Raw genomic sequence first — 20593 nt, 5'->3', positions numbered from 1 at the left:
TCCAGTGATTACCATAACATGGGAACAGATGCAAATGTTGTGATGTCCATCACGCGAATCGCGGCAATCCGCAAGGGGGCGCACTCGACATTTCACACCGCAGCCTTCTGCAAAAACCATTTGTGTTCCATGCTGGTGAAGGGCGGGAGCGCTTCCAGGGTTCGGCATCTCCCCCAGAAGCACCAAAGGCGGCCGATTGGCCGCCTTTGGTGCTTCTGCTTTCCATCCCTGGGAGTCTCCCCCCACTCCTATTTGTTCTTCTCAGCCTTTTTGATCTTCTTTTCAGCCTTCTTTTCCTTCGGGGTTTTAGCCGGTTCTTTTTTCGTTTCCTTCTTACTGTCCACACCTTTGCTCATGGCTGTTTCTCCTTATCGCGTATGGTTATGGCGCCTCTCCGACAGAGCGGTTAGGCACACTATACCACTCATTGAAGGCAGAGGCATTTTTTTATTACCGTCATAGAGCCAATCGGCTCACCCCACGGCCCTGCGGTGGATTTCAGAAAGGGAGGCACAATTTTCGGGCCTTGAAGAAGCGCCCCTTGATCCTGTTGCCCCCCAGGCAGGCAACGGCCCGATCGACGCTGTGCCGCATGATCGCCACATAGGTGTGTAAGTCCAGGACATCGATCCTGCCGACCTCGCTCCCGGCAATCCCCCCCTCGCCGGTCAGGGCACCCAGGACATCGCCGGGGCGCAACTTGTTCTTGCGGCCACCGTCGATGCAGAGCGTCACCATGGGGGGTCCCGGCGGCCTGCCCGACGCCTGGGCCAGGGCGGCAAGGTCGCCACGGGTAATCGCGCTGCCCAGCGTCTCTTCGATGGCGGCGACCAGCCGGCTTTCCCGGGGGGTGGCCAGGCTTATTGCCAGCCCCTGTTCTCCGGCGCGACCGGTGCGGCCGATACGGTGGGTATGGATCTCCGGGTTGCGGGACAGTTCGTAATTGATCACCGCCGGCAACTCCTTGATATCCAGCCCGCGGGCGGCCACATCGGTAGCCACCAGCACCGAGGCGCTCCGGTTGGCAAAACAGATCAGCACCTGATCCCGCTCCCGCTGTTCCAAGTCGCCGTGGATAGCCAGGGCCGCAAAGCCTCGGCTGATCAGGACATCGGCCAGTTCCTGGCACTCCACCTTGGTATTGCAGAAGATCAGGGCCGACTCCGGCCGGTAATGGCCGAGAATGCGCGCCACCGCCTCGGTCCGCTGCTCGTGGTCCACCTCGTAGAAGACCTGTTCGATAGCCCCCTCGTCATGGGCCTCGTCCACACTGACCTCCACCGGCTCGTGCTGGATCGCCCCGCTCATGGCGGCAATGGACTCCGGGTAGGTGGCGGAAAAGAGCAGGGTCTGCCGCTTGGGCGGGGCGGCGGCGATCAGGGCGCTGATGTCCTCCTGAAACCCCATGTCGAGCATGCGGTCCGCCTCATCCAGCACCAGGGTATGCAGGGCGGAGAGATCGAGACTGCCCCGGCGCAGATGGTCCAGCAGACGGCCGGGGGTGCCGACCACCACGTGGGCTCCATGTTCCAGGGAGGTGAGTTGGGGACCGAAGGGAACGCCGCCGCACACCGTGAGGATCTTGATGTTGTCGGTAAAACGGGCGATGCGCCGCAGCTCTTTGCCGACTTGGTCGGCAAGTTCGCGGGTCGGGCAGAGCACCAACGCCTGCACCCGGAAGGATGCAGCGTCCAGACGGGTCAACAGCCCGATGCCGAAGGCCGCGGTCTTGCCGCTGCCGGTCTTGGCCTTGGCGATCACGTCCTTGCCGGCCAGGATGAGCGGCAGGCTATGGGCCTGAACCGGCGTCATCTCGGCATAGCCGAGGGAGACCAGGTTCTTGAGCAGAGGGGCTTTCAGGTGGAGGGATGAAAATGCTGTGGGGTTCATGGCGCTACGCTCCCGTTCCGCGTCCACAAAAAAACCACAGGTGGATTGTCCCTGTGGTTCAGACGCGCTCTAACTATACCATGGTACCGCTTCCTGAGCAAATCATTCGCCAGGCACGCCGGGCTGCCACAACAGCGTACGTTCGGAGACGAACTCCCGGTCCCGGCCGCTAAGGGGGTCCGTGAAGCGCAGCCTTTGGGCGACAAGCTGGAGCGGGGTTGCGAAGTTATCCTCGCGCTCGGCCTGCAACCCGGGGTAGTACCGGTCGTTCAGTATCCCGAAGCCGAGACCGCTCATATGGAGCCGCAATTGGTGAGTCTTGCCGGTGTGGGGGTGCAGGACAAAACGGGCTAGCGCTCCCCTGACCTCCACCAGATGGATGATGGATCGGGCATTGGCAACGCCGGGTACGGTCTTCATCCTGAACCACGGCTCTCCCCGCTCGATTCTGTTCGCCACATCCCACGATCCCGGTTCCTGAAGCGGTCGGCACGCCGCGACGGCCTGATAGGTCTTTTCAACACGGCCATTCATGAAGAGCTGACCGTAGAGCCCCCTGCTCCCACGATTGACGGAAAAGAGCACCAAACCGGCTGTTTCCCGGTCTATGCGGTGCAACGGCGCCAACTCCTCGATCCCGGTGCTGGTGCGCAGGCGGTTCAACAGGCATTCATCGACATACCGTCCGCCGGGGGTTACGGGAAGGAAATGGGGTTTGCAGGCGACCAGGATCTGGTCGTCCTGAAACAGGATCTTTTCGCTAAAGGGGATGGACGGTTCGGCGCCGACCTCGCGAAAGTAGAAGATGCGCCGCAAGGGGGCGTATTCCGTGTCCAGGGTTATGCACTGTCCCCCCTCGTCAAGGACCTTGCCCTCCCTAATCCTCTCTTCCCAAATTTCCCGGGGGATAGAGGGAAATCTCCCACTCAGGAAAGAGAGGATGGAGGGGTACGGCCTCTCGGCCTTCGGCATGGTCACGACGGAAGGGTGTTTCGAAATCCCCATAAGGTTTCCTCGATCACCACGGGACGGTGTGCAGGGGTTTCAGGTCAGCATATTGCAGGTTCCGCGGAGGGCGCCATCAGAAGCGGCACAGGCGTCTGCTATTTCCTGTTGGAAAATTCGAGGCGATCCAGATGGTTGCAGATGTAACTTCCCCCCATGCGGAGGGAATGCTCGCAGAATTCGGGGTCGGGCCGTTTCACCTTGCACTCGAAAAAGTCCTTGCTGATCATCCGGGTGCGGCAAACTTTCACGGGATTCCACAGTTTGAATATACTCATAGTTTCACCTTCAGTCGGTATTTTTTTAAGCTTGTTTGATCATCTTTGCCGGGGGTGCGCTCTTCACCCGTGGCATGCGCCTGGTCGGCCCGTGCCACCGAAAGAAACGGAAGGCGGCCGATGGGCCGCCTCTGTCGTCGGGTCTGCTCTGTTGTGAGGTGCACGAGCGGCTAACGGGGCGGTTCCTCCAACAGCGGCAGGAGGAATCTTTCGAACGTGGCCTTTTGCTTGGCGGTCAGCAGGTCGATATCCCCTTCGTTATCGAGCAGAAAGGTGCCGACGCCCATGACGGTCTTTACCAGATAGCCGGTGCCGGCAACACTTTTTTCGATTTCATCCCCCCGCTTGCTCAGCAGGTTTTTCATCACGTCCAGGTCCACTTTCATCCGTTGCACTCCAGCAGGATTAATATGCGCGTCTCCAGTCAGACGATGTCCCGCGCGGAATCTATATTGTCAGTATGCACTATCGCACGCAGAACTTCCACCATCAATCGCCATGCAGCACGTATTCACCACGTGGCATCTTCGGAATCCTTCCGCACCGTTTTCCCAATGAGAGGCTATAATGCGTCAGTTTTTCCAGCCTTTGCTGCGGGCCTCGCTCTGATCAGCCTCGACCTCGCCCAGCAGTTTCAAATAGACGGCGTAACGGTCGGCCGGGATGTGCCCCGACTCCACCAGCCTGATGATAGCACAACCCGGTTCGGTCCTGTGCCGGCAGTTGCGGAAGCGACAACTCACCTCGCCATGTTCTTCAAAGCCGGGGAAGTGGATGGCCAGCTCCTCCGCCAGGATATCCACCAGGCCGAAATCTCTGAAACCGGGGGTATCGACCAGTTCGCCACCTCCGGACAGGGGGTGCAGGGTGGAGACGGTGGTGGTGTGCCGTCCCAGGCCATTGTGGTCGCTGACCTTCCCCACCTTGAGATTGATCTCCGGGCAGAGGGCATTCAACAGCGAACTTTTGCCGACGCCGCTTGAACCGACAAACACCCCCCGATGCCCCTGATTCAGAAACGCCTGCAAAGGCGCCAGACCGGTCCGATCCATGGCGCTGATGGCAAACACCGGAAGCGAATCGGCATAGATTCGGTGCAGGTCGGCGAGCAGGGCGGCGGTGTCGTCCAGATCACACTTGTTGACCACCACGAAGGGTTGCAACTGAGCTACCCGGGCTGCAACAATGGCCCGGTCGATGAAGCCCGGCGACGAGTTGAGCGCCACCACGATCCCGAGTACATCCAGGTTTGCCGCCACCAGGTGGATACCGCCGCCGCCATCGCGCCGGCGCAACTCCGTCCGGCGGGGCAACCGCCGCAACATCTCGCCTGCGACCTCCACATCGTCGCCGACCACATGGCCGGAACTCCGCTTGACCCGTACCATACGGCGCTTACCGGTGGTGAAGACGACCTCGACCTCAACGCCGTGGTGGGCCGTTATCAACCCGCAGCATGCCGGGTCAGTGCATGCGACCCCCGACGGAGGGGATTTCAGACGGTGTGATGAAGATGTTCCATGATTCATGGTGTGACGCTCTCATTCCGCGTACATAAAAAAAACCACGGGGAGGTGTCCCAGTGGTTCAGACGCTGAATCATTATAGCATAGTATGGCTCGCGGAACAATTTATTCGCCGCGCCGGCATTCTCTGCCCGGCCCGGAAGACCTCAGATGCTACCGGTGGTGATTGGGGACGTCGCGGGAAATTGCCGCTGCCGATTATCATGGGGCATCCTTGCGCACCGCCCCATCCCATGATACCCTTTTTACATGGCAGACAGCGCACTGGTAAAAAAGGCAGCCGCGGCAACCTCACCGGAACTGACCGAAAAGGTAATCTTCTATTTTGTCGATCACGGGATGCAGATCCTCACCGCCATCGTCCTCATGGGCATCGGTGTGTTTATCGCCCGCTGGGTCGGCAACCTCATCCATCGCTGGCTGAAGTCAAGGGCGTATGACGAGCCGGTGAGCAATCTCATCGTCAAGGTCGTGAAGCTCCTGATCATAGCACTCATAGGGATCATGTCCCTTGGCCAGATGGGGGTGCAGATCACGCCGCTCATAGCCGGGATCGGCGTGGCCGGGGTCGGCGTCAGCCTGGCCATGCAGGGGCTCCTCGGGAACCTGGTGGCCGGACTGACGATCATCTTTTCGAAACCATTCACCATCGGCGATTATATTGAACTCCTCGGGGTCTACGGCCAGGTAACCGACATAGCCCTGTTCTCCACCACACTGCTGCATACGGACAACTCCCTCGTCATCGTCCCCAACCGGAAGATCGTGGGGGAGATCCTCCACAACTACGGCACGATCCGCCAGCTCGATCTGACGGCGGCCGTAGGGTACGGTGCGGACATTGCCCTGGCGCTCTCACAGGTGAACACCATCCTGCAGCAAAATATCTGTGTCTTACGGGAGCCTGCGCCCGTTGTCGGCATAGCCGCCCTCAATGAATCGTCCATCGCCCTGGCTATCAAGCCGTGGGTGAAGGTTGAAGATTTTGTTCCCACCCAGGCAGCGATCTACCAAGCCGTAATAGAAACATTCCGGGATAAGAAGATCGAGTCCCCGGTTCCCCGCCGCGATGTTCGCCTCCTGAATCCCCTCCCCTGATCCCCGGGAGCCTATCTCCCGCTATTTACCTTGCCCGGCGCTTCTTTCCCTGGGGACGGGGCGGTGTGGCAGCCGGCTTGAACTCAGGTTCGTACCCCACCACAAAGCTGTCGGCGGTACTGTTCCGCATGCCCAGGAAATGGGCGTTGTCGGTATCGAACGGACAGATGGGCATGCTGCACGGCTCGAAGCCGAACCGGCTGTAATAGCCAGGTTCGCCCAGGACAAACAGGGGCTGGCTTTTGATCGCCTCCTGGCGCAGGGCAAACCGGAGCAGTTCCGAACCCACCCCCTGCCTTTGAAAATCGGGGGCCACGGCCATGGGTGCCAAGTGCAGGCCGCAGACCTCATTGCCGTGATAGGCGTTGGAAAAGGCGATGTAGGCGATAACCTTGTTGGTATGGATGCAGACCCACTCGTGCAGGGTCCTACCATTTCCGTGGAGTTTTTCTACCAGTCCGGCTTCATAGTCGCTGCCGGGAAAGGCGCGGTGCAACAGGGCATAGACCTTGGGCCGGGTTTCCAGCGTCACTGTTTGTATCTTCATAGTGCCCCCGTGGTAATGGCTGAAATAGGGAGAGTTCTACCCGAGCAGCAGGGAGACGGCATGCAGCAGCAGGCCGATCATGCCGCCCACCAGGGTGCCGTTCATCCTGATAAACTGCAGGTCGGAACCGATGCTCAATTCGATTTCGTTGGTATAGTCATCGATTTCCCATTGTTGCATGGTGCCGGAGATATGCCCGGCGACCGCGGTCCGCAGCCTGTCGCCGTGGTGCAGCAGCAACCGTTCCAGGTATGCGTTCAACGACTCCTGCAACTCCCGATTGTAGGACAGGGTCGTGCCGATGCCCGCAACCGCCGCCCCGATCTTCTCCTGCACCTTGGACTCGGGCTGCTGCAGGTCGTTGCTCAGCCAACTCTTCAGATCGTTGCCGAGGCTCTGGGCGTAATCGGCTATGGCCTGGTTATGGACGACCTCACCCTTGATCGTTTCAACCTTGGCGCGCAGTGCCGGGTCGGATTTCAGCCGGGCGATGAATTCGGTCACGGTGGTATCGAACCGGTACCGGACCTCATGGCACGGATCGGCATTAACCTCCTGGATAAAGGCGTTGATCCGGTGTGCAACCTTTTCCCCCACCCCTTTGGCGAACTGGTCCCGATTGGGGATGAAGGCGCTCAAGAGCGGATATTCTTTCGTACACAGGGTATCGATGGCGTTGGCCAACCCGGCCTGCGCCTCGGCGGTCGCCAGCCACGCTGCACAGCGGCGCAACAGGTCATCGAGCACGATCTGATGGCGGTTGTCCTTTCTAAGGGCATCGAGCATTGCCCCGGCGGACGTGGAGAGGTCGAAGCTTTCCAGCCGGTTGCCCAGGGCGGCCCGCAACAACCGCTGCACCCGCTCGTCATGGATAAAATCCAGGGAGTCGGCGAGCACGCGGGTCACTACTTTGGCCAGACCGGCGGCATTATCCTTGGACATCAGGTACACGGCAAGATGCTCGGCCGGGTTGTACTCCCGCAGCCGGGCGATCAGGGTGCCGGTGGCCAGGAACTTGTCGCGGATAAACTCTGCCAGGTTCCCGGCAATGACGTCCTTTTTGTTCTTGATAATGGCCGTATGGGGTATGGGCACCCCCAGGGGGTGGCGGAACAGCGCCACCACGGCAAACCAGTCCGCCAATGCGCCGACCATGGCCGCCTCGGCAAAGGCGGCGGCCCACTCCCAGGCCCCCTGCCCCTTGTGCAGGCGGGCCACCACAAACAGCAGGGCCGCGCCGATCATCAATCCCGTGGCTATTGTCTTGTTTCTGATCAGTAGTCGTTTTCTGTTATCCACACACATCTCCAGGTTTATTTCTGCGTTCATGCGCTGACAAACAAAAGCCGCTTCATCGGGTGAAAGCGGCTTTCAATTGCGCGGGCTATTTTATGGCATAGCGGTGGTGTTTTTGTCAATGCTTGGTCTTAAAGACAGCCGAAATGGCACCTTTTGAATTTAGTATGGATACCCCCGCAATTCTCTCTAAAATTACCAATTAGAGATTGCCGGTGTAAGTACATTAATTATGGATTTTACTAGACTGGTTTGTGGCCCATTCATTGCTAAGTACTGCCAAGCTACAAGATATTTTGCGGCCAAATAATCTTCTTTTCCACCGCCGTATGATTCACAAGCTTTTATAGCATGGTCCCTTGCTGCGACAACCCCTCGTATTACTATTTTATTAATTTTAATAGATATCATTTTATAGTATTTTCTTTCTATATCCTCTTTATTTAATAAATTTATGGAAATATCTTGTTGAAAATCTACACAATTTGATTCTAATTCAGCCATTTTAAAGTAATTGCAATATAATGACAGCTCTAGCCTTGTGAGGTCTATTGCCGGATGACCTGGTCCACTGCCAGCATAATCTATGAGGTGCATATCAAGATCATTTTTTACTAAAATGTTTCGCAAGTGAATATCACCATGGATAGATGCATGCATTGCATATTGTGCAAATCTAATTTCCGCAAGGTTACGGGCACTAATCGCATCTGAGGGAAGTCCCCAGTCAATGCCAAGCATTTCGATATTTGTAAGATGTGTTATCGAAGGATTTCCAACACTGGAAAGTCCCGAATGAGCAGGCCGCCTAATGTTAAGTTCTGATATAGACTTAGCAAGCTTTTCTATAGCATCACAAAAATTATCAATTTTTCTTTCATACTCCGCTTCAGTGCTTTTATTAAAAAGCTGCGTATGCCAGATATCTTCTAGGCAATGTTGGAGCATCGGAGCTGGTAATTCTTTTGAAGCAAAATCTGAAACCAAGTCAAACAAAATAACTGCTGAATTTTTATGAAAATACAACTTCGGATTTAACTGATTATCCCATGGTTTTATAATCTCTAAAAATCTTTTCATTTCATTTAATACTGCAGATTTATCACTAATTTTTGCAACTATGTATTTACCATCTCTATTAATACGTATTAAGGCGATACGGGCAGGTGAATATCCGCCTTGCAGGAATCTTGTTTCTAACGATATTACGTTTATACTCGCTTCATATCTTATTTGCTGTAAGTGATCTGTTGCTGCTGAAATTAGTGTGAGAATCTCTTCATCATTAATTTCGGCGGGAATGAACCGTGTGCTGTCTTCTGCTCGAAGCAAATCTCTTACACGCGAAAGCTCGGATAGCTCTTGTTCTCGTAATACCCCATTTGGCTGATAGGAAATATCTCTTATTTCAACATATAATTTACATCTTGATTTCTTAAAAACACTATTTATTTCCTCATGACTAATCTTAAGGCCAGTATCATCTATACGAACCCATATAAATGTCGAGTATCCAGATATAGTTTCAAAAAACAATATCTGTTCTTGTGACGACATGTCGTGTATAAATGATGAATCTATTATAACGGCACAAATATCTGAATTATTGTTAATATCAACATAAAACGTATCTACATCATTAAATATAATAGGTGAAAACTTATTTTCATTTAACAATTTTTTATTTGCATCTTGGTTTTGCATTTTTGAAAGCAATATAACAGTTGCACCTTTATCATATTTATCAATTCTATTTTCAACTACTCTTACTGATATGCTGCTTTGAGGTGAAGTTAAAGCTGTAGGTATTTGTATTGATTCAAAAGATAATTTTTTTATTGGCTTAATTAAATTATGCTTTTGGGTCGGCGACAAATGTTTAGCTATTGCATTGGTGAGATGAGGTGGTAATTGATTAGCGAGAAGTGAAAGTGAATCTATTGCATCGTCATCAATATTTAATAATTTCAGTACAGCCTCTAGACGCTCTGACTGCTCTTTTATAGATAAAGCTGTGGTATTTGATAGCGTCATTGAGATTGTCATTACCAAATCCGATCCATCCTTACCTCGAACGATATTTCGTGGAAGATCCGATAATGATGTTAGGTATTCACTAATTTCTTTACTTGATATTTTTTCTAAAAAAGATTTCATCTTAATTCTCATTCAAAATATCATGATACCTTGATTCTCTTTCCTTAAATGCCTCTGCTCCTCCTTCTAGCAAATTTAAAATATCATACTTTCTTTCTTCGACTGATCCAAATTTTGGAACATCAGCTCTACTAGGGTCACTCATACTCATTACAACAACTCTGTCAGCATCGCCCAATACTGGTATATTAGCGTTATGCGTAACAAAAATAAGCTGGCGCTTATGCTTGAGCTCTTTTACAGATTTCACCAATGATGAATATATAAAGCTATTGTCCAAATCATCTTCAGGCTGATCAATAAGTAATGGATATGGTAAGGGCCTTAAAATTAGAGGTAAAAGAGCTGTCGCTTTTTGTCCCTTTGATAATGTCTCAACAGGTTTTGGTATTCCTTCTTGAAACATTGTAATTTCTAATTTAGCACCAGGCTCGTGAGTTTCTAATGAGTACAAGTCTGGATGGTCGGCAAGATGAGCGACAACTCGGTTCATTTGTCCTAGGTCTCGGTTGAGTACATTTGACAATATTTGACTATTTCCGCTTTCAATTATATCTATGAGCATTGATGGAGAAAACGCTTTAATTATAATTGCGGCCACTTCTTCTTGTGTTCTGATACGTGAGCCTGTCAACATATCGCATAATCTACTATAATAACTAGTTGTCCCACTCTCAATATCCAATGTTAAATAAACAGTATCACCAAATTCTTTATTTATAATGTCTATTTCATTTATTCTTAATTCGTATATTGTATTATCTATATTATTAAGCTTTGCTCTAATTTCTTGTCTTTTATTTATGTTGCTTCGCTCACTGGCTTGTAATAGATCTTGTTCCTTTTCCAGCTTAGCCATGTGCTCCAATTGTTTTTTTAATAATTGCTGCCGTTTAAGCGATTCATTAACTTCTTGTTGCTCTTGCCTTAATTTATAAAAATCGTCATTTTTTTCTTCAAACACTTGTTTCATGTCAGCTATATGTTTATCAACATCATATGATCGTAGAGCTTTACCTGATTTTATTATCTTAGACAGCTCAGTTAAAATGCTCGTTGCAAACACCAAAGATTCAGGTGACTCCTCTATGTTTTCATTTATTTTATTTGCAAAATAATTCAATTGGCTCTCAAGAGGATTTAGACTATCAATAGTTGTCATGATATTATTTTTTATTGAGTTCAACTCAACTAATGATTCAATAATTGATATTCTTTTTTCATATAACAGTCTGTGTTTTTCTAACTCAGGAGATAAAGTCGGACATGTTTGTGTTGCAATTTTAAGTTCTTCTTTAAGCGCCGCTGCCGGCTGAAGTTGTTGTTTTATTGATGTAATTTCATTTTTTATGTTTCTTAATTGCGTGCCAACATCAAACAACTGGTTTGCAAGCTCAATCCGATCCTGCTTGAGCTTATTTATTTTTATAAAATTAGGCCTATCAATTAGTGATATACGTAGTGACTCGTCGCTATCTTCAGCTATACGTTGCAAATCACCTTGCGAAAAAATTTCTATTTTATGTAACATATCAAAATTAGAATGTTCTCTAACACCATCTTGATAAATTCTAGTATCGGAACCTATTTCTCTCTCAAGATACAATGATGTAACATCTTCAGCATTGTTCTCAAATATTTCACATCTTAAACTTCCAGCACCTAATGTTGTTTGCAGCAAACCAAAACTTGGCTCTCCTTTTGCGTCACTTTTACCAAGGAGGTTATCAATTTTATTTGTATTTGAATTGAATACATAGCGAATGCTTTCTATTAAGGTAGATTTGCATGTTCCTCTAGCACCAATTATGCAATTCAACCCTTTGTCCAGTTCCACAGTGCAATTTTCAAGAAACCCTGCCGTTGCAGAAATGGATTTGATATGTATATTCATATAGGACCTTTCGATTACACCTTATTCAAATTTCAAGATTGAACAAACCTGGGATAGTTCACTCGTTTTTTCAGCAACTTGCTAGGCATGAAAACAAGCTGCATCATAGTTGGGTGCCGTACGAGCACGCAACTCGCGTCCGGCAGTTGCCAGATCCCCCTCCGCCTTCTGAATCCACTCAGTGGTGAGGGGCTGCATAGAGTTCTTTTCCCGTGGTCATAATCTCGCGCAGGAAGAAATCGTTCAAGGCTAGTCTCTCCTTGATCTGGCGGGAAGAACGGACCATAATCTCAACAGGCAGCATCGGCTTCAAGCGCGTGATGATGTCGGCAGCAATCCGCACACCCGAAACATCCCCAGGCATGACCACCAGCAGGTCTACATCCGATTCCTCCCTGGCGCGGCCGGTTGCATACGAGCCGAACAGGATCACCTTTTCAGGTAAAAACTCACGCGCCACATCGGCCGCAAATTTTTGTATGTCCGCAAACGCTACTATACCCATTTTGATTCCCCTGATAGTGTCATACCATAAAAAAATGGGCGCTGCAATCAGCGCCCATTTCGAAGTTATTTCAGGTTTTTCTTGATCCTCTCCACCGCCTCGATCACATTCTCCCGATTCCCGAACGCCGACAACCGGAAGAACCCTTCCCCGCTGGGGCCGAAACCGGAGCCGGGCGTCCCGACCACGTTGGCCTCGTGCAGGAGCTTGTCGAAGAAGTCCCAACTGGTCATGCCGGCCGGCACCTTGAGCCAGATGTAGGGGGCGTTGACCCCGCCGTAGACCGTGAGCCCCGCTTCCGCCAGCCCTTCGCGGATGATGCGGGCGTTCTCCATATAGTAGTTGATGGTCTCCCGGATCTGGGGCCATCCCTCGTCGCTGTAGACCGCCGCCGCGGCCCGCTGCACCGGGTAGGAGGCGCCGTTGAACTTGGTGGTGGTACGACGCAGCCAGAGTTTGTTGAAACTGTACCGCTCACCGGAGGGAGTAGTGCCCATGACCTCTTCCGGCACCACCACCAGGCCGCAGCGCACGCCGGTGAACCCGGCGGTCTTGGAGAAGGAGCGGAACTCGATGGCGCATTTCTTGGCCCCTTCGATCTCGTAGATGGAATGGGGGATGGCGGGATCGGTGATAAAGGCCTCGTAGGCGGCGTCGTAGAAGATCACCGCGTCGTTGGCCAGGGCGTAATCGACCCACTTCTTCAGCTCGGCCCTGGACGCCACCACGCCGGTCGGGTTGTTGGGAAAGCAGAGGTAGATGATGTCCACCTTCCGGTCCGGCAGGGCCGGGATGAAGCCGTTGGCCTCGTTGCACGGCAGGTAGACGATGTTCTTGTAGTACCCCTTGTCGTCGGCCTCGCCGGTGCGGCCGATCATGACGTTGGTGTCGTTGTACACCGGGTAGACCGGGTCGCCGATGGCCACCACGTTGTCCAGGGCAAAGATATCCAGGATGTTGGCGCAGTCGCACTTGGAGCCGTCGGAGATGAACATCTCATCCGTCTTGAGGCTGACCCCCAACGGCTTGTAGGATTTTTCGATGATGGCGTTGATCAGCCAATCGTACCCCTGTTCCGGGCCGTAGCCGGCAAATTTGTCGATAGTCGCCAGGTCGTCCACGGCGTCGTGGAAGGCCTTGATCACGGCCGGGGCCAGGGGGCGGGTAACGTCGCCGATGCCCAGACGGATGATCCTGGCGCTCGGGTTGGCCTCGCCAAAGGCGCGCACGCGGCGGCCGATCTCCGGGAACAGGTAGCCTGCTTTGAGTTTCAGGTAGTTGTCGTTGATTTTTGCCATTGGTGCTTCAATCCTCCTTGAAGATAGGGTTATAACGTAATGGTAAGCTACTAACTGACTGTTGAAAACGGAGGTTGTTCAAAAATAGTCAGATCGTCGCACCCGCAGAAGGCCCTGAGGAGGCGTAGCAGCGCTACGCCGCACGAAAGGGCGTTCGAGGATGACGGCGTATAATTATGCGTGAGCATAATTATCGGTGACGGAGCGATAGCGTAGTCATCCCGTTTAGCGGGACGCCGATAGGCGCTAAGATGACTGTTTTTCAACAACCTCCTAAAGTTCCGATTCCTTTTCCACCAGCTTGCGGCTCACCTTATCCAGGTACATCTGCTGGTCGGCCAGTTGCAGGGCCTCATCCAGCTTGGCCGGGTTCTCCACCGTGGCGCGCCCCAGGGAGATGGTCAAGGTGAGGCCGTTTGCCTGGGCGGCATACTTGTCGGCCACGCTTCGGACCCGTTTCAGGGCGATTTCCGCATGGACGGCATCCACGCCCGGCAGCAGGATGGCAAATTCGTCGCCGCCGATGCGGGCAACCACGTCTTCGGCCCGGAACGATTCCAGCAGGATCATGGCGACGGTAGTGATCAGCACGTCTCCGGCCGAATGGCCGTGACTGTCGTTAAAAACCTTGAGGTCGTCGATGTCCGCCATCACCACGGAGATCGGTGCGATGCGGCCGGCGGAGAGGCGGTCCATCTGGTCGTCGAAATAGGCGCGGTTGTAGAGCCCCGAAAGTGCGTCGTGGGTACTGATGTAGAACAGTTCCTCGTTCTTCTTGTCCTGGTCCTCGACCATGGCGTTGAAGGTCCGCACGACAAACCCAACCTCGTCTTTACTCTCGAGCTTGAACAGCCGGTCCGCGCCGCTCTTTGATGAGATCTGCCCGACGTGCTCGGCAAAGCGCACCAGGGCGCTGGTGTAGCTGCCCATGATCAGCCTGATGATCAGGATGATCAGCAAAGCGCTGACCACCACCGCCACGGCAAAATATCTCTCCAGCCGGTAGACCGATTGGTAGGCTTCGTTCAGCGGATACTCCCCCCCCACGACCCAGTCGGTGGCTTGGAGACGTTTGAAGGACGACAGGACGTGCACACCGCGGGAGGTGGTGTTTTCCGCCACCCCCTCAAAGCCGTCCAGCGCCTTGTCCAGCAGTTTGTTGGCGCCCGGTGCGATCTTGGTGGATATGATCCTCGACCTGTCCGGGTGCATGATGATGGTCCGGTCGCCGGACACCAGGAAGAGATATCCGTTCTTGGCGATGCGGGTATGGGACAGGTCCCCTAAGAAGTTGTCCTGCAGCAGGTTTATGCCGCCCCCTAGGATGGCGATCACGGCGCCGTTCTTATCCCGCACCGGGGCGGTGATGTTGAGCGCCGGGGTCCCGGGGGAGTGGGTCGAGATGAAGGGGGTGGAGATAGTCGGTTTTCCCGTGGCAATGGTCTGCCGGTAGAACTGCCGGAAAGAGATGTCCTTGCCCCGCCGATCGGGGAGAAAAGGCGATTCTGCAATGATCCGCCCATCCTTCGAGAACAGGTAGATGCCGTTGTCGAAGAGGCTCTTGACGCTGTGCAGACTGTTGAGAAACCGTTGCGCCGCATCCGGGTCGGCGACCATGCCGGGTGTGACGTCACGGGACGCCTCGACAACCGTCTTTTGGGCGGACGTCAGTTTTTGGTCGATGCCCTGAGCCACGACGGTCAGCAGGGTCATCTGCTGGTTGGAGATCGTTTCCTTGAGTTCCTGTTTGAAATAGTACAGGGAGGCGACCGCCATAAGCGACGAGAACAGGATGACGAAGGTGCAAACCGCCACGGTCATCCTCACGGTGATGCTGTGCCGCCTGAACGGAACCCCGGCATTCATTGGTCAAAATCTCCCCGTTTTTAATGGCGTGGCCGCAGAGTTCTGCTTGGGGCTACCGCAGCCCCAGGACATCCTGCATATCGTACAGGCCCGGTTTCTGGGATACGACCCACTTGGCGGCGCGGACTGAACCGCGGGAAAACATGTCGCGGGTCATGGCCCGGTGGGACAGTTCGATGCGCTCGCCCATGCCGATGAAGTAGACCGTGTGCTCGCCGATGATGTCGCCGCCGCGGATGGTCTGCATGCCGATCTCTTCCCTGGTGCGCTCGCCGGTGATCCCCTCGCGATGGAAGTTGGCCACCTTGTTGTAATCGCGTCCCAGAGCCTCGGCCACCACCTCGCCCATGCGCACGGCCGTGCCGGAAGGGGCGTCCTTTTTCAGGCGGTGGTGCGCCTCGACGATCTCCACGTCGAAATCGTCTCCCAAGGTTGCGGCGATGTCCTTGAGGATCTTGAAGCAGACATTGACCCCCACCGACATGTTGGGCGCCAGCACCACCGGGGTGGTCTTGGCCAGTTCCGCAGCCAGGGCGCGCTCCTCGGGGGTAAAGCCGGTGGAGCCGATCACAATGGCCTTCTTTTGCAGGCCGCAGGCCTCCAGGTTCTTGAGGGAGACCTTGGGCGCGGTAAAGTCGATCAGCACGTCGCAGGCGGCGATCACGCCGTTCAGGTCATCGGAAACCGCGACTCCCAGCTCGCCGCAACCGGCGATCAGGCCCACATCCTGCCCCACTAGAGGGTGACCCGGGCGCTCCAGCGCGCCGGAGAACCGGACCCCTTCGGTTTCGACAATGGAATTGATGATGCGCTGTCCCATACGTCCGGCAGCGCCGCAAACGGCGATGTTGATCATGGTAGATTCCTTACATCTGCCACAGAGACACTGAGACACAGAGGTTGACAGAGAACGGCAAAAGCAGGAAGCAGAGAGGGGTGAACCTGAATCCCGGATTTATGCTTTTGTTTCTCTCCTGCCTTTCTCTGCGTCTCTGTGGCAGGTTATGAAGTTAAATCAAGTTGTACTCTTTCATGATGGCAGCCAGCTTGGCCTTGTTGGCCTCGCCCATGGGGCAGAGCGGCAGGCGCATCTCGTCGCTGCACTTGCCCATCAGACCCAGGGCGGTCTTCACCGGGATCGGGTTGCTCTCCAGGAACATGGCGTTGTTGATCTTGAGCAGCTTCAGGTGCAGTCGGCGGGCCTCATCCATGTTGCCGGCCTCGAAGGCGTCCACCAGGGCCGCCACCTCCGCGGGCATGATGTTGGCGGTCACCGAGATGATCCCCTTGCCGCCGCAGGCCATCAACGGGAAGGTGATGAAGTCGTCGCCGGAGAGCACATCGATCTGGTCGCCGCACAGGGCCAGGATCTCGGACGCCTGTTGCAGGGAGCCGGTGGCTTCCTTGATGGCCACGATGTTCCTGTGGGGGGCCAGGCGGCCCACGGTCTCGGGCAGCAGGTTCACGCCGGTGCGGCCGGGCACGTTGTAGAGGACCAGCGGGAGTTCGACGGCATCGGCAACGGCCGTGTAGTGGCGATAGAGCCCTTCCTGGGTCGGCTTATTGTAGTAGGGGGTGACCAGCAGGGCGCCGTCGGCGCCGAGCTTCTTGGCATGGGCCGTCATCTCGATCGCTTCGCGGGTCGAATTGGAGCCGGTGCCGGCGATGACCGGGACCCGCTTGTTGACCTGCTGCACGACGATCTCGATCACCCGGTCGTGTTCTTCGTAATCCAGGGTGGACGACTCACCGGTAGTGCCGCAGGGCACGATGGCATCGGTGCCGCCCGCAATTTGGAATTCCACCAGTTCACGCAATTTTTCTTCGTCAACCGCACCGTTTTTGAATGGCGTCACGATGGCGACAATGCTGCCTCTAAACATACCCTTTTCCTCCTTGCGGGTGGAATATTGTTATTTCAACTACCAGGCTGTTGAAAAACTCAGGTTGTTCAAAAATAGTCAGATCGTCGCACCCGCTAGACAAGCCCTTTTGTGCGGCGTAGCAGCGCTACGCCGCACAAAAGGGCTTTCGAGGACGGCGGCGAGATGACTGTTTTTCAACAACCTCCTACAGGAACGTGGCGACCTTCTCGCCCTTGACCAAGTCTTCGATCGTCTCGCGCTCGCGGATAATCTCGAATGCGCCCCCCTTGACCATCACCTCGGCCACCCGGGGACGGCTGTTGTAGGAACTGCTCATGGCAAAACCGTAGGCGCCGGCCGACATGAAGGCCATCAGGTCGCCCTGCTTGAACATCGGCACCTCCCGGTCCTTGACCAGGAAGTCTCCCGACTCGCAGATCGGCCCGACGATGTCGGCGGTGATCAGGCCGTCCTGATCCTTTTTCAGCGCCTGCACGCTATGGAAGGAGCCGTACAGGGCCGGGCGCGCCAAGTCGTTCATGCCGGCGTCGATCATGATGAAGTTTTTCTCGCCCCGCGCCTTGGTGTAGAGGCAGCGGGCAACCAGGATACCGGCATTACCGACGATATTGCGGCCCGGCTCGAACACCAGGTGCAGGCCCAGATCCTTCGTGGCAGCGATAATCTCCTTGCCGTAATCGGCCGGCAGGGGCGGTTCCTCGTTGTTGTACTGGATACCCAGGCCGCCGCCGCAGTCGAAGTACTGCAGGTTGATGCCCATCTCCTTCAGCTTGCCGATCATGACCTTCAGCTTCTCGATGGAATCAACGAAGGGGTTGACCTTGGTCAACTGGGAGCCGATGTGCATATCGATGCCGATCACCTCGATGCCCGGCAGACCGGCGGCGCGTTTATACTCCTCCATGGCCCGGTCGATGGTGATGCCGAATTTGGCGTTTTTCAGGCCGGTGGTGATGTAGGGATGGGTGCCGGGGTCCACGTCCGGGTTGACCCGGATGGCGATGCCGGCCTTTTTCCCCAGGCGGGAGGCGATCTCGCTGATCCTGGTCAACTCCTGCTCCGATTCCACGTTGAACATCAGGATGCCGGTATTCAGGGCGTATTCGATCTCCTCGTCCTTCTTGCCCACACCGGAGTATACCACCTTTTTCGGATCGACGCCGGCCTTGAGCGCCCGGTACAGTTCGCCGCCGGAGACGATATCCACCCCGCCGCCGAGGTTGATGAAGGTTTTGAGCACCGACTGGGTGGAGTTGGCCTTGACCGAGTAGCAGACGGTGTGGGGCACCGAGGCGAAAGCACCGTCAAAGGCCTTGAAGTGCCGTTCCAAGGTGGCGTGAGAATAGACGTAGACCGGCGAGCCGACCTTGGCGACGATATCCGCGAGCCGCACGTCTTCCGCATAGAGTTCGTTGGCTTTGTACTGAAAGTGGTTCATTGCATGCCTCCCTGTATGAACTATATAATGATTTCGTAAATATTCAGACAATAATTTGAGGGAAAAGTGGATATTTATAACATGGGGGACATGAAAAGTCAAAAAGTATGGGATTACTTTGGTCCCCTATTCCGGCCCACGGGAAAATGGCTTTGACTTCCCTCCCCATTGGCGTTTACAGTTCCGTAAAACAGAACGCGTGGCAGGTTCCTGTATGACCCTCACCTTTGATACCATCTGCGCAACCATTTCCCGGTTGCAGCACGACGAGGCGCCCGACGACGGGCGCAGCCCCGCAGCAGTGGCCATGGTTCTGGTCGAACAGTCCGCCGGTCTCCATCTGCTGTTCCTGGAGCGGGCAACCGACGAACGCGACCCCTGGTCCGGCAACCTGGCATTTCCCGGGGGACGGGTCGAGCCGGGGGAGACACTGCGCCAGGCCGCCGAACGGGAAACCCGCGAAGAGGCGGCCATCGAGTTGGCTGCTGCCCGTCATTTGGGCAGACTGGGCGATATCGTCGGCGCGCACCTGCCGGTCAGGATCGCCTGTTTCGCCTACGGTTTCAGCGGCGCCCTTCCGGCAGTCACCATCAACCACGAATCGCGGGACGCATTTTGGGTCAATCTGGCCGACCTTGCCGACCAGCGGCGACACATCACCACTCAGGTCCATTTTCGCGGCCGACCGGTGGAGACCCCGGCCATTCGCCTGCCGCAGCCGGACAAGCCGGTGCTATGGGGCATTACCTATCGGCTGGTGATGCAGTTTCTAAAGATGCACGGCTTGTTTTGACGGGGGAGGATTGCATTTTTCCGGTTACGGAGTAAAATTGTCCAAAAAGATAGGCAGCTAATTTCAGGAGGACACGTCCATGAGCGAACGCAAAGGCATCATCACCTTCAAGGGGAACCCCATGACCCTGGTCGGTCCGGAGGTTAAGGTCGGCGACAAGGCGCCCGATTTTACCGTGGTGGATAACGGCCTGGCGGCAACCACCCTGGCGACCTACGCCGGCAAGATAAAGATCATCAGCGCCGTGCCGTCCCTGGACACGCCGGTGTGCGACACGGAAACCCGCCGCTTCAATCAGGAGGCCGCCGGCCTGCCGGGCAACGTGGTGGTGCTGACCGTCAGCCAGGACCTCCCCTTTGCCCAGAAACGCTGGTGCGGCGCAGCGGGCATTGACCGGGTGGTCACCCTGTCCGACTACCGCAACCGCTCCTTCGGCAAGAACTACGGCGTCCTGATCGAAGAGCTGGTATTGCTTGCCCGGGCGGTCTTCGTGGTGGATGCCAACGATATCGTCCGCTACGTCCAGATCGTTCCCGAGGTGACCAGCGAGCCGGACTACGCCGCCGCGATCGCTGCGGCCAAGGCGCTCTTGTAGGCTGTTTCAGGTTCTGGCGGGGCGATTCGTGAATCGCCCCGCATCACACCCCGATCTTCTTCATCAGCCACGCCATGTTTACCCCCAGGTCGCGCATCGTCTCGATCCCCCCACGGTTCAATTCCGTGAAGGCATGCTTGATGAGCAGCGAGGCATTATTCCCTTTGCGGGGGCTGCCGTTGAATACGGCGACCTTCAAGAATGAATCTCCACCGGGGCTCAGAAAAGCGCTTTCTTCCCTGCTTCCGTACAATACCACCACACCTCTTCCGGGTCATGGTCGGCAGGACGGGTAAGCTGCTTGAACGCTCTCGTCTCTGTTTCGTAAAGATAGGCTTTCACCAGCCCCCGCCCACAGTGTGCCAGCAGCACCCCGAACACCTCCCGGTCGGTGGCCTGGCTGCCAAGAGCGGAAGAGACCTCGCCGACGATGGCAGGCGCCCGCTCATAGTCGAGGCACACCCATTCGAGGACGATCTCTTCCAGTTTGGTCAACACCGCTCCACCTCCGGGGCCGGCCC

The 20593-nt window shown here is 54.9% G+C and carries 20 protein-coding genes; 3 read left to right on the top strand and 17 right to left on the bottom strand.

What is annotated here, in order from left to right:
* Window positions 1-498: 498 nt before the first annotated feature.
* From dbpA to rsgA, 5 genes are all read right to left on the bottom strand, one after another.
* Window positions 499-1890: an ATP-dependent RNA helicase DbpA gene (gene dbpA / locus F6V25_RS02935; RefSeq protein WP_151127045.1), complete on the bottom strand. Its 1392-nt coding sequence runs from the start codon at window positions 1888-1890 to the stop codon at window positions 499-501.
* Between the two features lie 102 nt (window positions 1891-1992).
* The gene (locus F6V25_RS02930; RefSeq protein WP_151127043.1) at window positions 1993-2895 is read right to left on the bottom strand and encodes a pseudouridine synthase; all 903 of its coding nucleotides are present in this window, start codon (window positions 2893-2895) and stop codon (window positions 1993-1995) included.
* A gap of 98 nt (window positions 2896-2993) precedes the next feature.
* Window positions 2994-3173 (bottom strand): hypothetical protein, encoded by a 180-nt coding sequence (locus F6V25_RS02925; protein ID WP_151127041.1) that lies wholly within the window; start codon window positions 3171-3173, stop codon window positions 2994-2996.
* A 170-nt stretch (window positions 3174-3343) separates the two neighbouring features.
* Entirely contained in the window at window positions 3344-3559 is a 216-nt protein-coding gene (locus F6V25_RS02920) for a hypothetical protein (RefSeq protein WP_151127039.1), read from the bottom strand.
* A 186-nt stretch (window positions 3560-3745) separates the two neighbouring features.
* On the bottom strand, window positions 3746-4702 hold the full coding sequence (gene rsgA / locus F6V25_RS02915; protein WP_151127037.1) for a ribosome small subunit-dependent GTPase A: 957 nt from the start codon (window positions 4700-4702) through the stop codon (window positions 3746-3748).
* 246 nt (window positions 4703-4948) lie between these two features.
* Here rsgA and F6V25_RS02910 point away from each other — a divergent pair, with 246 nt between their 5' ends.
* Window positions 4949-5797 carry a mechanosensitive ion channel family protein gene (locus tag F6V25_RS02910; protein WP_151127035.1) on the top strand — a complete coding sequence of 283 codons (849 nt, stop codon included), beginning with the start codon at window positions 4949-4951 and terminating at the stop codon, window positions 5795-5797.
* A gap of 25 nt (window positions 5798-5822) precedes the next feature.
* On the opposite strand, the gene F6V25_RS02905 is transcribed toward F6V25_RS02910, so the two are convergent.
* The 10 genes from F6V25_RS02905 to lysA all read right to left on the bottom strand — a co-directional run bounded on the left by F6V25_RS02905 (window position 5823) and on the right by lysA (window position 18684).
* On the bottom strand, window positions 5823-6344 hold the full coding sequence (locus F6V25_RS02905) for a GNAT family N-acetyltransferase (RefSeq protein ID WP_151127033.1): 522 nt from the start codon (window positions 6342-6344) through the stop codon (window positions 5823-5825).
* A gap of 36 nt (window positions 6345-6380) precedes the next feature.
* Entirely contained in the window at window positions 6381-7649 is a 1269-nt protein-coding gene (locus F6V25_RS02900) for a DUF445 domain-containing protein (RefSeq protein WP_338045581.1), read from the bottom strand.
* A 186-nt stretch (window positions 7650-7835) separates the two neighbouring features.
* Window positions 7836-9797, bottom strand: a complete 1962-nt coding sequence (locus F6V25_RS02895) for a hypothetical protein (protein ID WP_151127030.1) — start codon at window positions 9795-9797, stop codon at window positions 7836-7838.
* Between the two features lies 1 nt (window position 9798).
* A complete protein-coding gene (locus F6V25_RS02890; RefSeq protein WP_151127028.1) occupies window positions 9799-11691 on the bottom strand; it encodes an AAA family ATPase in 1893 nt (630 codons plus the stop codon).
* Window positions 11692-11869: 178 nt separating this feature from the next.
* Window positions 11870-12196, bottom strand: coding sequence for a nucleotidyltransferase domain-containing protein (locus F6V25_RS02880; protein ID WP_151127026.1), 327 nt, complete (start codon window positions 12194-12196; stop codon window positions 11870-11872).
* Window positions 12197-12261: 65 nt separating this feature from the next.
* Window positions 12262-13494 carry an LL-diaminopimelate aminotransferase gene (locus F6V25_RS02875; protein WP_151127024.1) on the bottom strand — a complete coding sequence of 411 codons (1233 nt, stop codon included), beginning with the start codon at window positions 13492-13494 and terminating at the stop codon, window positions 12262-12264.
* A gap of 273 nt (window positions 13495-13767) precedes the next feature.
* The gene (locus tag F6V25_RS02870) at window positions 13768-15360 is read right to left on the bottom strand and encodes a sensor domain-containing diguanylate cyclase (protein WP_151127022.1); all 1593 of its coding nucleotides are present in this window, start codon (window positions 15358-15360) and stop codon (window positions 13768-13770) included.
* A gap of 52 nt (window positions 15361-15412) precedes the next feature.
* Window positions 15413-16216: a 4-hydroxy-tetrahydrodipicolinate reductase gene (dapB, locus tag F6V25_RS02865; protein WP_151127020.1), complete on the bottom strand. Its 804-nt coding sequence runs from the start codon at window positions 16214-16216 to the stop codon at window positions 15413-15415.
* A gap of 154 nt (window positions 16217-16370) precedes the next feature.
* Window positions 16371-17243, bottom strand: coding sequence for a 4-hydroxy-tetrahydrodipicolinate synthase (gene dapA, locus F6V25_RS02860; protein WP_151127018.1), 873 nt, complete (start codon window positions 17241-17243; stop codon window positions 16371-16373).
* 187 nt (window positions 17244-17430) lie between these two features.
* Complete coding sequence (gene lysA, locus F6V25_RS02855; RefSeq protein WP_151127016.1) at window positions 17431-18684, bottom strand: diaminopimelate decarboxylase; 1254 nt, start codon at window positions 18682-18684, stop codon at window positions 17431-17433.
* 214 nt (window positions 18685-18898) lie between these two features.
* Between lysA and F6V25_RS02850 the strand changes: the two genes are divergently transcribed.
* Both F6V25_RS02850 and tpx read left to right on the top strand, forming a co-directional pair.
* Window positions 18899-19477: an NUDIX hydrolase gene (locus tag F6V25_RS02850; RefSeq protein WP_149306852.1), complete on the top strand. Its 579-nt coding sequence runs from the start codon at window positions 18899-18901 to the stop codon at window positions 19475-19477.
* Between the two features lie 79 nt (window positions 19478-19556).
* Window positions 19557-20072, top strand: a complete 516-nt coding sequence (tpx, locus tag F6V25_RS02845) for a thiol peroxidase (RefSeq protein WP_151127014.1) — start codon at window positions 19557-19559, stop codon at window positions 20070-20072.
* Window positions 20073-20115: 43 nt separating this feature from the next.
* Here tpx and F6V25_RS02840 read toward each other — a convergent pair whose 3' ends face one another.
* Both F6V25_RS02840 and F6V25_RS02835 read right to left on the bottom strand, forming a co-directional pair.
* A complete protein-coding gene (locus tag F6V25_RS02840; protein WP_151127012.1) occupies window positions 20116-20271 on the bottom strand; it encodes an NAD(P)H-dependent oxidoreductase in 156 nt (51 codons plus the stop codon).
* Between the two features lie 20 nt (window positions 20272-20291).
* Entirely contained in the window at window positions 20292-20570 is a 279-nt protein-coding gene (locus F6V25_RS02835; protein ID WP_151127010.1) for a hypothetical protein, read from the bottom strand.
* Between the last annotated feature and the right edge of the window lie 23 nt (window positions 20571-20593).

It is taken from the genome of Oryzomonas japonica, from assembly GCF_008802365.1.
GTDB lineage: Bacteria > Desulfobacterota > Desulfuromonadia > Geobacterales > Pseudopelobacteraceae > Oryzomonas > Oryzomonas japonica.
The sequence above is the reverse complement of the archived record's forward strand: the minus strand, read 5'-3'. Positions and strand labels throughout refer to the sequence as shown.